The 13,642-nt window shown below is 51.4% G+C and carries 11 protein-coding genes; 7 read left to right on the top strand and 4 right to left on the bottom strand.

Features of this window, described 5'->3' with window-relative positions; translation table 11 throughout:
- Nucleotides 1-151 precede the first annotated feature (151 nt).
- The 4 genes from P398_RS0114085 to P398_RS0114070 are packed head-to-tail and all read left to right on the top strand — an operon-like array spanning nucleotide 152 to nucleotide 6,341.
- Nucleotides 152-1,306 carry a glucose-1-phosphate adenylyltransferase gene (locus tag P398_RS0114085; protein ID WP_029335842.1) on the top strand — a complete coding sequence of 385 codons (1,155 nt, stop codon included), beginning with the start codon at nucleotides 152-154 and terminating at the stop codon, nucleotides 1,304-1,306.
- On the top strand, nucleotides 1,263-2,441 hold the full coding sequence (gene glgD / locus P398_RS0114080) for a glucose-1-phosphate adenylyltransferase subunit GlgD (RefSeq protein ID WP_235263430.1): 1,179 nt from the start codon (nucleotides 1,263-1,265) through the stop codon (nucleotides 2,439-2,441). Before P398_RS0114085 ends, glgD begins: the two co-directional genes overlap by 44 nt.
- A gap of 11 nt (nucleotides 2,442-2,452) precedes the next feature.
- Nucleotides 2,453-3,886: a glycogen synthase GlgA gene (glgA, locus tag P398_RS0114075; RefSeq protein WP_029335839.1), complete on the top strand. Its 1,434-nt coding sequence runs from the start codon at nucleotides 2,453-2,455 to the stop codon at nucleotides 3,884-3,886.
- 22 nt (nucleotides 3,887-3,908) lie between these two features.
- Nucleotides 3,909-6,341 carry a glycogen/starch/alpha-glucan phosphorylase gene (locus P398_RS0114070; RefSeq protein ID WP_024372509.1) on the top strand — a complete coding sequence of 811 codons (2,433 nt, stop codon included), beginning with the start codon at nucleotides 3,909-3,911 and terminating at the stop codon, nucleotides 6,339-6,341.
- Between the two features lie 17 nt (nucleotides 6,342-6,358).
- Here the strand turns inward: P398_RS0114070 and P398_RS0114065 are convergent, their stop codons facing one another.
- Nucleotides 6,359-7,162 carry a sulfurtransferase gene (locus P398_RS0114065; RefSeq protein WP_081648649.1) on the bottom strand — a complete coding sequence of 268 codons (804 nt, stop codon included), beginning with the start codon at nucleotides 7,160-7,162 and terminating at the stop codon, nucleotides 6,359-6,361.
- A gap of 110 nt (nucleotides 7,163-7,272) precedes the next feature.
- Between P398_RS0114065 and P398_RS0114060 the strand changes: the two genes are divergently transcribed.
- From P398_RS0114060 to P398_RS0114050, 3 genes are all read left to right on the top strand, one after another.
- Nucleotides 7,273-9,000, top strand: a complete 1,728-nt coding sequence (locus P398_RS0114060) for a phospho-sugar mutase (RefSeq protein ID WP_029335837.1) — start codon at nucleotides 7,273-7,275, stop codon at nucleotides 8,998-9,000.
- Between the two features lie 125 nt (nucleotides 9,001-9,125).
- Complete coding sequence (locus P398_RS0114055) at nucleotides 9,126-9,884, top strand: transporter substrate-binding domain-containing protein (protein ID WP_024372506.1); 759 nt, start codon at nucleotides 9,126-9,128, stop codon at nucleotides 9,882-9,884.
- On the top strand, nucleotides 9,881-10,531 hold the full coding sequence (locus P398_RS0114050; protein ID WP_024372505.1) for an amino acid ABC transporter permease: 651 nt from the start codon (nucleotides 9,881-9,883) through the stop codon (nucleotides 10,529-10,531). Before P398_RS0114055 ends, P398_RS0114050 begins: the two co-directional genes overlap by 4 nt.
- Before the next feature lie 57 nt (nucleotides 10,532-10,588).
- Here the strand turns inward: P398_RS0114050 and P398_RS0114045 are convergent, their stop codons facing one another.
- From P398_RS0114045 to P398_RS0114035, 3 genes are all read right to left on the bottom strand, one after another.
- Complete coding sequence (locus tag P398_RS0114045) at nucleotides 10,589-11,401, bottom strand: DUF6671 family protein (protein WP_147287415.1); 813 nt, start codon at nucleotides 11,399-11,401, stop codon at nucleotides 10,589-10,591.
- 170 nt (nucleotides 11,402-11,571) lie between these two features.
- On the bottom strand, nucleotides 11,572-12,672 hold the full coding sequence (locus P398_RS0114040; protein WP_024371780.1) for an ABC transporter ATP-binding protein: 1,101 nt from the start codon (nucleotides 12,670-12,672) through the stop codon (nucleotides 11,572-11,574).
- Nucleotides 12,673-12,775: 103 nt separating this feature from the next.
- Entirely contained in the window at nucleotides 12,776-13,627 is an 852-nt protein-coding gene (locus P398_RS0114035) for a PucR family transcriptional regulator (RefSeq protein WP_029335834.1), read from the bottom strand.
- Nucleotides 13,628-13,642: the final 15 nt, after the last annotated feature.

Below are 13,642 nucleotides of genomic sequence, written 5' to 3'. Positions count from 1 at the left end.
GTTTCACCTCTCTCTTCATTCATTATATCGTCAATCTTTCAATTAAATTCAAAATGTAAACGTTATCATATAATAATTTGGGCAGGAATACATTAGGAAACAGCGAAAAAGGGTAATAGAGGTTTATATTATGAATTTAGGAGGCTGTACTATGAAGCAAGAAATGGTTGCGATGCTCCTCGCGGGCGGAGAAGGGAAGAGACTCGGGCCCCTCACGCGCAAGACAGCGAAACCGGCTGTCCACTTTGGAGGGAAGTACCGAATCATCGATTTCCCTTTATCGAACTGTACGAATTCGGGAATTACGACAGTCGGCGTGTTGACACAATATGAACCGCTTGAATTGAACCGTTATCTCGGCATCGGTTCGGCTTGGGATTTAGATCGTCGTAACGGAGGCTTGGCCATCTTGCCCCCATACCAGGCACAATCGGGGAAGAACTGGTATGAAGGTACGGCGAACGCGATTTACCGGAACTTGAGCTACATCAATGATTACAATCCGGAGTACGTCTTGATTTTGTCGGGTGATCATATTTATAAGATGGACTACGAGAAGATGCTTGATTTCCACAAAGAGAAAAATGCGGACGTCACAATCTCGGTTATGGAAGTACCATGGGACGAAGCGCCACGCTTCGGGATTTTGAACACGAGTGACGATCTTCGCATCAATGAGTTCGATGAGAAACCGGAAAAGCCGAAAAGCAACTTGGCTTCGATGGGCATCTACATCTTCAACTGGAAAGTGCTGCGGGAGCACTTGATCCAAGATGCAGAAGATGAGACGTCAAGCTTTGACTTCGGGAAGAACATCATTCCGAATACGCTCCTCGACGGTTTAAACGTCTTCGCCTACAAGTTCAAGGGCTACTGGAAAGATGTCGGTACGATTCAATCACTTTGGGAAGCGAACATGGACCTGCTCGAAGAAGATCCGCCGTTCGATTTGTACGACCCGAACTGGAAGATGTATTCGGTCAACCCGAACCAGACGCCGCAGTTCATCGGAAAAGACGCCTGTGTCGAACAGTCGGTCGTTAACGAAGGTTGTCAAATCGAAGGAGAAGTCCAACACTCCGTCTTGTTCTACGACGTCCGTGTCGGCGAAGGGTCGCTCGTTAAAGACTCTGTCATTATGCCGGGAGCACGCATCGGCAAAGATGTAACGATTCATCGTGCCATCGTCGCAAGCTGTGCCGTCATCGAGGACGGGGCAACAATCGGCGAGCCGGGTGGTGAGATCGTTGTCATTGAACCACATGAAAATATCCAGAGCGGCACAGTATTCAAACAACGTGCTTGAACTAAAAAAAGACCGACGCAAGGAGGCGTTACTGTTGACGAATGATTTGTTAGGGGTCATCAACTTAGGGACCGAAGAAGGACTGTTTCCAGAGTTTACGGGACATCGCAATTTAGCGGCCGTGCCGTTCTCAGGACGTTATCGACTCATTGACTTTACTTTGACGAACATGATCACACAAGGGATCAACCAAGTCGGGATATACACGCTCGATAAGTATCGCTCGTTAATGGACCACCTCGGATCTGGGAAAGAGTGGGACCTCGACCGTTCACAAGGCGGCCTCCACATCTTCCCACCGGCGCTGAAACCAGACGGCGAAGCTTACTTGGGTGATTTGGCCAACTTCTCGATACACCGCGAGCATTTTGTGCGCAGCAAGCAACCGTACGTCGTCATCACAGGATCGAACGTCTTGACGACGATCGATTTCCAAGACATGCTCGACCATCATAAAGAGATGGGTGCGGACATCACGCTCGCGTATACCGGTCACGAGCAAAAATGCGGCTACTGCCGTCCGATTCGTCTCGGCGAGAACGACCGCGTCGTCGGCATCTCGGAACGCGGCTTCAGCCCGGCCGACGAGTACGCATACACGGAGACGATCATCATGTCGAAAAACTTGTTCCTCCGCCTTGTCAATGAAGCGACGGCTAGAGGGGAATACGACTTGTTGGATGGCGTCATTCGTCCCCAACTCCATCGTCTCCACGTTCACGGTTATCACTATACTGGGAAAATGCAAGTGATTCATTCCGTCCTTTCATACTACAATGAAAGTATGCGCCTACTTCGTCAGGAAGGCATCATCTATGACTTCCCGCACATTTACACGAAGATCAAGCATGAACCGCCGACCCGCTATTTGAAAGGGTCGAAAGTGAATGAAGCGCTCGTCGCGAACGGATGTAAAATTAGCGGAGAAGTCCAGAACAGTATTCTCTTCCGCGGGGTCGTCGTCAGTGAGCACGCCCGCATTAAAAATTCAATCATTTTATCCAAGTCCATCATTGAAGAGGGCGCTGTCGTCGAGAACGCCATTTTAGACAAAGAAGTGGTCGTGAAACGCGGACAGGTCATTCGCGGGACGGTCGATGAGCCGATCGTCATCGGAAAACGGACAACGGTGTGAAGGAGGATATTATGAAAATATGGTATGTCGCTTCAGAAGCGGCACCGTTCATGAAGACGGGGGGGCTTGCCGATGTCATCGGCTCGCTCCCTCAAGCGGTGTCTAGCCTTGGTGAGGACGTCAGTGTCGTCATGCCGAAGTATGGTTCGATTGCACAGGAGTACGTCGACGAGATGGAATATATGTTTGATTTGATCGTCCCTGTCGGATGGCGCAAACAGTTCGGTGCGGTCCTTAAGCTCGAACGGGACGGCATCACCTACTACTTTATCGACAACGAATATTACTTTAAGCGTGAAGGCGTGCTCTACGGGCACTACGATGATGCCGAACGGTTCGCGTTCTTCTCACGTGCCGTCCTTGAGATGATCGGCAAAGTCGAAGAGGTCCCGGACGTGTTGCATTGTCACGATTGGCAGACCGGCGTCGTCCCGGCGTTCTTGCGGATCCACTATCAACATATCGAGGCGTATCAACGGATCCGTACTGTCTTCACAATCCATAACTTGCAGTATCAAGGAATCTTCCCGGAAGCTGTCCTCGGAGAGCTGTTGCAGTTCGGACCCGAACACTTCACGGCGGAAGGGATTCAACATAACGGTCTCGTCAACTATATGAAAGCGGGCATCGTCCATTCCGATCAAATCACGACGGTCAGTCCGTCATATCGTGATGAAATCATGGAGCCGTATTACGGAGAAGGGCTTGATGCGGCGCTTCGTCACCGAGCCGTCGACGTCCGGGGAATTTTGAACGGTCTCGACTTGGCGACGAACGATCCGAGTACGGACAAACGAATCGCGAAGACGTATAACTTGGACACGGTCAAAGAAGGAAAGTTGGCCAACAAGCGTATGCTGCAGGAACGGTTCGGTTTGGAAGTGCGTGACGATGTCATGTTGATCGGATTCGTCAGCCGTCTCGTCGAACAAAAAGGGCTTGATTTGATTGAAGCGGTGAGTGAGGAGCTCGGTAACTTGGACTGTCAGTTCGTCTTCCTCGGATCGGGTCAACCCGAGTATGAGGGTATCGTCCATCACATGACGGCGTCGCATCCTGGCAAGGTCGGTTCGTATATCGGCTTTGACATCGAACTCGCTCACTTGATTTACGCCGGTTCGGACGCATTCCTCATGCCGTCACGCTTTGAGCCGTGCGGCCTCAGCCAATTGATCTCGATGCGTTACGGGACGCTCCCGATCGTCCGTGAGACGGGAGGACTTCGTGACACGGTGAAGCCGTTCAACGAATATACGCAGGAAGGGACCGGTTTTGGGTTCTTGAACTACAACGCTCATGAAATGCTCGCCACGATTGAAAAATCGATTCGTGTCTTCTATGAACGCAACACGTGGAATGCACTTGTCCATCAAGCAATGACGGCGGACTTCAGCTGGAAACAATCCGCGAAGCAATACCGTGAGCTCTATCACTTATTCGCATGACTGGAAGGAGTTTTACACACATATGTTCACAGACAAACAGAGCTTCGTCACTTTGTTCAAAGACCGATTCGTCGCCTTAAACGGGAAATCGTTCAAGGAAGGGACCGAGCAGGAAGTGTATCAGACGTTGGCTACGATAGTGCGTGAGCAGGCAATCCCGAAGTGGATTAACACGCGCGACAAGCAAGAAGAGAAGCAAAGTAAGCAAGTCATCTATTTCTCGCTTGAGTTTTTGTTGGGGCGTTTTTTATACAACAACTTGCTCAGCATGGATGTGTTAGAAGTCGTCCAAGAAGGGCTCGAGGAGCTCGGATTTGATTTCACGGAAATCACCGAGTTCGAGCCGGAACCGGGCCTTGGGAACGGGGGCCTCGGTCGATTGGCCGCTTGCTTCCTTGACTCGCTCGCCGCACTCAGCTTGCCAGGGCATGGGAACGGGATTCGTTACCGCTATGGCCTCTTCAAACAAAAGATCGTCGACGGCTATCAAGTCGAACTCCCGGACAATTGGCTTCGAGACGGCAATATGTGGGAGACGCGCCGTGCCGATCGTGCGATCGACGTCAACTTCGGCGGCTGGATTGAAATGAGACAAATCGGCGACCGTCTGCGTGTCGTCCATCATCCGGACGAAGTCGTCCGGGCCGTCCCGTACGATATGCCGGTCATCGGTTACAAAAATGATGTCGTCAACACGCTCCGTCTATGGAACGCCGAATCGCCTTACGACGATGAGGAGTATATGGAACGGACGAAAGGGTCATACAAAGACTTGCTCAAATATAAGCAGTCGATTGCGACGATTTCTGAATTCCTTTATCCGGATGACACGACGTACGAAGGAAAAGTGCTGCGCCTGAAACAACAATACTTCTTCGTGTCGGCGGGCATCCAATCGATGATTGCCTCATATCTCCGTCATAACAAATCGCTTAAACATCTAGGTGACCATTACGCCGTCCACATCAACGACACGCACCCGGTCGTCGCGATTCCAGAATTAATGCGCATCTTGATGGATGAGCACGGCTATGGATGGGAAGAAGCATGGCGTGTGACGAAAAGTGTCATGTCGTTCACGAACCATACACTTCTCGCCGAAGCGCTTGAGAAGTGGCCGGTCGAGATGTATGAACGGTTATTGCCGCGCATCTATCAGATCATTGAAGAAATCAACCGCCGTTTCTGTCGCGACGTGCTCGTCAACTACCCGCACCTCGAGCCGCATATGGGGGATATCGCCATCGTCTCGAACGCGCACATCAATATGGCGAACTTGGCTGTCGTCGGTTCACACTCGACGAACGGTGTCGCCCAAATCCATACCGATATATTGAAGCAACGCGAGATGCGTCATTTGTACGAGATGTTCCCGCTTCGCTTCAACAACAAGACGAACGGGATCACGCACCGTCGTTGGTTACTCAAGTCCAACCCGCGCCTCTCGAACTTGATCACGGACGCGGTCGGCCCATCGTGGATTGAACATCCGAACGACTTAGAGAAGTTGATGGGCTTCTCGAAAGACGCGAGCTTCCAAGAACAGGTCATGGACGTGAAGCAACAGAACAAACTCGATTTGGCGTCATACATTCAAGACGAGACGGGCATCACCGTCGATCCGAACTCGATTTTTGACGTTCAAGTGAAACGGCTGCACGCCTACAAGCGTCAGCTTATGAATGCGCTTCACATTCATGCCCTCTATCAAAAAATCAAAGCGGACCCGACGTTCACGATGGTACCGCGGACGTTCATCTTCGGTGCGAAAGCGGCACCTGGATACTACTATGCGAAAGAAGTCATCCGTTACATCAACGCTCTCGCGACGATGATCAATCACGATAAACGGGCGAGCCAGTTCATTAAGATCGTCTTCCTTGAGAACTATCGCGTCTCCATGGCAGAACGAATCTTCCCAGGCTCTGATGTGAGCGAGCAAATCTCGACGGCGAGCTACGAAGCGTCAGGGACCGGCAACATGAAGTTCATGATGAACGGTGCGCTCACGATCGGGACGCTCGATGGGGCGAACATCGAGATTCGAGATGCGGTCGGAGATGACCATATCTTCATCTTCGGCTTGACGCCGCAAGAAGTCATGAACTACAAGAAGTTCGGCGGTTATCATGCGGCGGACATCTATCATGCGAACCAAGAAATACGTGATGTCGTCGACGGTCTCGTCAACGGAACGTTCGATAAGGTCGGTGAGTATCAATTCCAGGCGATCTTTGATTCGCTGCTCGTCTACAACGACGATTTCCTCGTCTTGAAAGACTTCGCCTCCTATATGCAGGCACAGCGTCGGGCCGGGGAAGTGTTCGCCGATAAGGCGCGTTGGGCCGAGAGTTCAATCGTCAACACGGCCAAATCGGGAATCTTCTCGAGCGACCGGACCATCACGGAATACGCGAACGCGGTTTGGAACATCAAACCGACGAGCGTGAAATAAAAAACGAGATCCACCCGTTATGGGTGGACCTCGTTTTCTGGATAAGAGATCCAGTCAGAATAAGAGCCGGGGTAAAGACGGACATCATCTTTGCCGAGGGCGTGTAACGCTAAGATGTTGACACAGGCGGTGACCCCGCTCCCGCAGTAAAAGATTGGGTTCGGGACATCGAGCACGTCAACGTAAAGCTCTTTCAAATCATGAAAGTCTTGCAACGTGCCGAGATCCGTGACGGCGTCAGCATATGAACAGAGGAGAGCGTTCGGAATATGTCCTGCCTTGTGGTCAATCGGTTCGTGGCTGCCGTCGAAACGGTCGGCCGTGCGGGAGTCATACAGCTCTGCCGTACGTGCAGCCTTCACGTCTTCGATCGTGGCAATCATCTCGTCTTGGAATTGAGGGACGTAGTCAGACGCCGGATAGTTCGGGATCTCTGTCGTCGTCTCGCCGCAGTATGTGATACCGGCTTGAATCCCGCCTTCGAGCACAACGACGCGCTCATGTCCAGCCCATTTGAAGAGCCACCAGGCGCGCGCGGCGTATGGGAACCCGTCGTCGTAAATGATAATCAAATCGTCTTCTTGAATCCCGATGCGACGGAGCGTCGCCGTCCATGCTTCTTTCGAAGGAAGCGGGTGGCGGCCGCCGTGCTCTTCAACGGGACCAGACAAGTCTTCCATCAAATCGAGAAAGACCGCGTTCGGGAGATGGCCTTGACGATACACGTACTTCCCGTAGGAAGCGTCGTTCAGGGAATAGCGGCAATCGATAAAGCGAATCGAATCCGTATGGACGATCTGTTTCAATTCTTGGGCACGCATAGTTGGGAACATAGAATCACCTCGAAGTTTCGTTACTTCCATCCTATACAAGATGGAACAAATTGGCGAGTACTTCGATTGAATTTTAAATGTCGAAAGGGGAACTAACCATGGCATGGCAACAAACGTATGAACGGTGGAAACAACACGAGGCGCTCGAGCCGCATCTTCGGGTCGAGCTCGAGGAGATGGCGAAAGATGATACGTCACTCGAAGACGCCTTCTATAAGACGCTCGAATTCGGGACGGGCGGAATGCGCGGCGAAATCGGGCCTGGGGCCAATCGGATGAACATCTATACGATTCGGAAAGCTTCAAAAGGGTTCGCCGATTTCATCGCCGCTTCTGGCGAAGAGGCGAAACGTCACGGTGTCGTCATCGCGCACGACTCCCGTCACTTCTCACCAGAGTTCGCGCTCGAGGCGGCACGGACGCTCGCTTCGAACGGGATTAAGACGTACTTGTTCCCGAGCCTCCGAGCGACGCCAGAGCTATCGTTCGCGGTGCGTCACTTGAACGCCTTTGGTGGGATCGTCATTACGGCGAGCCACAATCCTCCAGAATACAATGGTTTCAAAGTATACGGTGCGGACGGCGGACAGTTGCCGCCGGCAGAAGCCGACGAACTCGTCTCATACGTCAATGCGATTGAAGACGAACTGTTGATTGAAGTGAAAGAAGAGGCGAGCCTTCGTTCAGACGGCACGCTCGTGACGGTCGATTCATCCGTCGACGCGGCCTATATGGACGCGTTACAGTCGATTCGCATCCATCACGACGTCCAAGGAGATCCGCTCAAAATCGTCTTTTCACCACTCCACGGCACCGGCCGTCGTCCCGTCATGGAAGGGCTCAAGGCGTATGGCTTCGAGCACGTGACAATCGTTGAAGAACAAGCCGAGCCAGACGGCGCGTTCCCAACGGTCAGTTACCCGAACCCGGAAGAACGGGCCGCGTTCGAGCTCGCCATGCAATACGGTGACCGCGTCGAGGCTGATCTTTTAATGGCGACGGACCCGGATGCCGACCGCGTCGGCTTCACGGTCCGTGATCGGAATGGCGAATGGTTCGTCTTAACGGGCAACCAGACGGGTGCGCTCCTCATGGACTACATTTTGTCACAAAAAGTGGAGACCGGTACGCTCCCGACGAATGGGTTTGTCGCCAAGACGATCGTCACGTCTGAACTCGGGGCGGCCATCGCGAAGGCGTACGGTGTCCATCTTGAGAACACGCTCACCGGCTTCAAATTTATCGGGGAGAAAATCAAGCAGTACGAGGAGTCAGGAGAATACGAGTTCTTGTTCGGTTACGAAGAGAGCTACGGTTATTTGATCGGTGATTTCTGTCGCGATAAAGATGCCGTTCAGGCGTGTCTTCTTGGAGCGGAGATGGCAGCCTTCCATAAACAGCACGGACGCACCCTTTACGACGCGCTCCAAGCCGTCTATGAGAAGTATGGCTTCTATGAGGAGTCGCTCCAGTCGATGACGCTCAAAGGGAAAGCTGGACTTGAGCAAATCGGCCGGATGATGGAAGCGTTCCGAGCGAACCCGCCGCAAGAAGTCGGTGGTTACGAAGTCGTCCGTTTCGAAGACTATAAGAAACAAGTCGCGACCGATCTTCGCCAAAACGAGTCGGAGGCGATCGACTTGCCGTCTTCGAACGTGCTCAAATTCATCTTTGAGGATGGCTCATGGTTCTGCCTCCGCCCATCTGGGACCGAACCGAAAATCAAGTTCTATTTCAGCGTTCACGCGGATAGTGCCGAGAAGACGACCGCAAAACGTGAAGCGATTGAACGCGATGTGATGAAGCAAGCGAAAGCGATCGATTGATGGATGACCACTGCCCTGACGAGGGTGGTGGTTTTTGTTTGACAACGTATGCCCCCGTCAGTATGATGAGTATATTGTTTAAAACCATGTAATCGAATATGGATTATCAGGAAGGCGGAATTTATATGAAAAAATCATTAACGGCTGTACTCGCAATCGGCGCATCATTCGGGGTGCTCGCAGCTTGCGGCTCAGAGACGAACAGCGGTTCGGAAGAGACGGTCATCACGGTCGGGACAGAAGCGACATACCCACCGTTCACGTACAAAGATAAAGGTGAACTCACAGGGTACGACATCGACGTGTTGAACGAAGCGGCAGAACGTGCCGGTTACACGCTCGAATTTGAAGCGATGGACTTTAAAGGACTCGTCCCGGCACTCGACGCGGAACGCATCGACTTGATTGCCAACCAAATGAGCATCACGCCAGAGCGTCAAGAGAAGTACGCGTTCTCTGACCCGTATGCGATCTCAGGCGCCCAAGTCATCGTCGGATCAGACAACGAAGACATCCAAGGCATCGACGACCTCGACGGAAAAGTCGTCGGCTCGACGCAAGGATCTGTGTACGCACAGATGGCTGAAGAAGCCGGCGCTGAAGTGAAGTTCTACAAAGGTGCGAACCAAGTGCTCCAAGACCTTCAAGTCGGTCGCCTCGACGCAGCCTTGAACGACCGTCTCTTCATCTTGACAGAGCTTGAGAAGACGGGCTACGACGTGAAAGCAGTCGGTGACGTCTTCAACCAGAGTCAAGCCGGCTTTATGGCTCGTCAAGACTCAGACGTGCTCGAAGGCTTGAACGAAGCGCTCGCTGAAATGAAAGAAGACGGCACGATGGAGGAAATCGGAGAGAAGTACTTCGGTGAGGACATCAGTCAATGAATGAACTGATCACGACCGTCATCGATAACCGTTCGGTCTATCTTGAAGCCGTGCAATTGACGTTGATCGCCAGTGTGCTATCGATTCTGCTTGCATTGGTACTCGGTCTGATCATTGCGTTGCTTCATAGTAGTCCCATCAAACCTGTCCGGTGGTTCACGCGGTTGTACATCTCGTTCTTCCGCGGGACCCCGCTCTTGTTACAATTGCTCATTCTTTACGTCGGGTTGACGGGCTTCGTCCAGTTGAGCGGCATGCAGGCGCTCATCTATGGACTCGGCCTCCACTTCGCGGCGTATATCTCGGAAGCGTTCCGTGCCGCCATCCATTCGGTCGACAAAGGGCAAGTCGAGGCGAGTGTCGCCCTCGGCATTCCGCGTGGGAAACGATTCAAAGACATCATCTTCCCACAAGCCTTGTCGCGTGCGATTCCACCTGTCTCGAACTCGGTGATCGACATCATCAAATCGACATCGCTCGGTTCGGTCATCGCGGTTCAAGAATTGACATACGTCTCGGACCAAATCGCCGCGACGACGTATCTCGTCATGCCGCTCCTGTTGTTCTCGGCAACGATTTATTGGATTTTGTCGACGCTCATTCAAGCGGGACAGCATCGTCTCGAACGTCGCTATGCGGTTCGTTAAGCACAAAAAGCAGTCACTTCTCATCTTACGGTTGAGAGATATGACTGCTTTTTTGTATTATGGATTGCAAAAATCACAGTATGCCGGGGAGGCGTATACGTCAGGATCAAGATATTCTGTTAGTTGATAGTGACAAGTAGAGCAGGCGTGGATGTGTCGCACAATTTGTTTAGTAGGAGAATGACACTGCTCGCATAATCGCCCAGGTACTTTTCGTACGACACGGAAACCCGGTGTTTCACATTTTGGGCATAATGAATTTGCTTGTTCAATTAGTTTTCTTGTCGCCATCTCAATATTTTTCATGCGGGTTGGATTGGCGTATGCCCGCATGTCCGTCTCTATAAAAACTTGTCGATTCGTCGATTTGTTTAAGCAATACGTAAAAGCTTCCTGCAGCGATGATTCATCCGCAATATTTTTTAATATAACGGAAGAGTGTTCATCATCTGGTCGGAGGATTACGTGATGGTCTGGAAACCCAACTTCATTCACGAACTGAAGCGCGGAAGAATAGTTTTGAACGACGGTATGATTAAAATTTGTATCGATTCCTTCGTAATAACCTTGTAATTCAATATTTCGCTCATAATCTTTTAGTAACACCAATTCAGTGTTCCATGGAATAGGGGCAAGAGGATGAAATCCGAATGTACCTTCACTGGCTATTCCAACATGTAGGTTTGACAGCTGTATGACCATATTTGCTTTTTTTCGTGCTGTTTCGAGTTGTGAGTCTTGCCGACCTATCTCTCTAGTAAATGTTCCGAACTGGTCGGTATCAAATTGATTTACATGTAAGCGGCATCCTAGCTGTTCTTCAAGAAGGGGCTTTATAACTTTTTCTTTTTGGTGCATTGTGACTAACATAACATCTCGATCTTTTAAAAAACTCATCACACGTTTCCTTTCTATTCACATACAGATTCCTTTTGAAAAATATAAAGGAGCGATTCAGTCAAAGTAAATATATTTTCAACAGTATGAAATAAAAAAGAAGTGAAACCACATTAGCGGTTCACTTCTTTTTTAGATTAGTTTTAACGGATGACGAGCTCTGTTTCAGAATCGAAGAAGTGCGCTTTTGTCATATCGAGCGCAAGTGTGACGTCATCGCCCATATGGATGTTCGAACGTCCGTCGATACGAGCCGTGAACTGGTGTCCACCGAGTTCGGCATACAAGTACGACTCGGCGCCCATGAGTTCAGCGACATCGATATGCGTTTGGAACGTATGTGTCGTCGGCGAATCGATATAGATCGGCTCATCATGGATTGATTCTGGACGAATTCCGAGGATGAGTTCTTTACCGATGTAACCGCGGTCGCGAAGACCTTTCATCTTCCCTTCAGGCACGTTGATCTCTTCGCCGCTGACGATGAACTTGCCGTCTGCGAGTGTACCGCGGAAGAAGTTCATCGAAGGTGATCCGATGAAGCCGGCAACGAAGATGTTGTCCGGGTTGTCGTACACTTCTTTCGGCGAACCGACTTGTTGGATGATCCCGTCTTTCATGATGACGATACGAGTCGCGAGTGTCATCGCTTCCGTTTGGTCATGGGTAACGTAAATCGTCGTCGTGTCGAGACGGTTGTGCAGCTGGATGATTTCTTTACGCATCTGTACGCGAAGCTTGGCATCCAAGTTTGAGAGCGGCTCATCCATCAAGAATACTTTTGCGTCACGGACGATGGCACGGCCGATGGCGACACGTTGGCGCTGACCACCTGAGAGTGCTTTCGGTTTACGTTGAAGGTACTCTTCAAGTCCGAGGATGCGGGCTGCGTCTTGGACGCGGCGATCGATTTCATCTTTCGGGAATTTGCGAAGCTTCAAACCGAACGCCATGTTGTCATACACGCTCATGTGCGGGTAGAGGGCGTAGTTTTGGAAGACCATCGCGATGTCGCGGTCTTTCGGTGCGACGTCGTTCATACGCTTGCCGTCGATGATGAAGTCACCGCTCGAGATTTCTTCGAGACCTGCGATCATACGGAGTGTCGTCGACTTCCCGCAACCAGACGGTCCGACGAAGACGATGAACTCGCGGTCTTTAATGTGCAAGTTAAAGTCGCTGACTGCCTTCGAGTCCCCACCGTCGTATATTTTATCAATGTGATTCAATTGAATTTCTGCCATGTCGTTAGCCTCCTGAGAATGTGCTCTTGTATAATAGCGCTTACAAGAACGATTATACGATGAAACCGCTTGCATTGAATATGGACACGTTGCACAAAAACGATTACTCAGATTTGTGCAACGTGACAATCAGTTGGAGCAGACTCGCATCATGGAACTGGCGCGCGTCATAACCGGTCGCCTCGTAGAGTCGGTCGAGCCGATAGTTGAGCGTGTTCCGATGCATGAAGAGTGCCTTGGCGGTATGGGAGACGTTCAGCGTATGAGTGAACAGCGCCTCGAGCAATTCCCGCGCCGTCGCATCGAGTGCTGTATACGTCGCCTCGGTCAGGCGGAGCCGGGCGGCAAAAGACTCATGGTCTTGTAACAAATAATGGTATAATAATTGACTAGCAGGGTAAGCTTTAATAGAGCGTTTCGCGAGCGGAAGCAACACTTGATGTTCCGCGTAAAGCGTGGCTAGCGTGCCGAGCGGTCGCTCGCTATAGACGACGCTCGCTTCGACATAAAAGTCACCAGCGATGGCGCGCAGGACGTCTTCGAATTCTGCCATCTCGACGAGCGCTTCCGTCTCGAGTATTTCGATGTGACGCTCTGTCATGACGATGATGATCGCAGACGGCATGAAGTCACGGAGCACGTCGACGAACGTCTCGAGCGCTTCAGGCTCTTGGTGATGAAGGGCGAGCGACGACAGCCGGAACGGACGCTCGATCCGGAACGAGTCATCGAACAATCGCCCATGCCACAACGCTTGGACCGAATCGAGCGATGTGACGAACGGGGTCGCCCACAACGAGATGAGCCGTCGCTCGCGCTCGGTCAGTTCCATTTTAGGGAGGCCGAACACCGTCCCATCATGGGCTTGGTACCAGGCATATTCACCGGATGCGTCCTCCGACCGATGGACAACGGTCGGGAAAATCGATTTAATACGTTCAAACGTAGTCAACACAATCACCTCTTCAAC

This window comes from Exiguobacterium aurantiacum DSM 6208 (assembly GCF_000702585.1).
GTDB classification, from domain to species: domain Bacteria; phylum Bacillota; class Bacilli; order Exiguobacteriales; family Exiguobacteriaceae; genus Exiguobacterium; species Exiguobacterium aurantiacum.
This window is presented reverse-complemented; position numbering and strand designations above follow the sequence as displayed.

Excerpts from the sequence above, each read along its gene's own strand:
- P398_RS0114085 (WP_029335842.1), top strand. The coding sequence starts at position 152 with ATGAAGCAAGAAATGGTTGCGATGCTCCTCGCGGGCGGAGAAGGGAAG.
- glgD (WP_235263430.1), top strand. The coding sequence starts at position 1,263 with ATGAAAATATCCAGAGCGGCACAGTATTCAAACAACGTGCTTGAACTA.
- glgA (WP_029335839.1), top strand. The coding sequence starts at position 2,453 with ATGAAAATATGGTATGTCGCTTCAGAAGCGGCACCGTTCATGAAGACG.
- P398_RS0114070 (WP_024372509.1), top strand. The coding sequence starts at position 3,909 with ATGTTCACAGACAAACAGAGCTTCGTCACTTTGTTCAAAGACCGATTC.
- P398_RS0114065 (WP_081648649.1), bottom strand. The coding sequence starts at position 7,162 with ATGCGTGCCCAAGAATTGAAACAGATCGTCCATACGGATTCGATTCGC.
- P398_RS0114060 (WP_029335837.1), top strand. The coding sequence starts at position 7,273 with ATGGCATGGCAACAAACGTATGAACGGTGGAAACAACACGAGGCGCTC.
- P398_RS0114055 (WP_024372506.1), top strand. The coding sequence starts at position 9,126 with ATGAAAAAATCATTAACGGCTGTACTCGCAATCGGCGCATCATTCGGG.
- P398_RS0114050 (WP_024372505.1), top strand. The coding sequence starts at position 9,881 with ATGAATGAACTGATCACGACCGTCATCGATAACCGTTCGGTCTATCTT.
- P398_RS0114045 (WP_147287415.1), bottom strand. The coding sequence starts at position 11,401 with ATGTTAGTCACAATGCACCAAAAAGAAAAAGTTATAAAGCCCCTTCTT.
- P398_RS0114040 (WP_024371780.1), bottom strand. The coding sequence starts at position 12,672 with ATGGCAGAAATTCAATTGAATCACATTGATAAAATATACGACGGTGGG.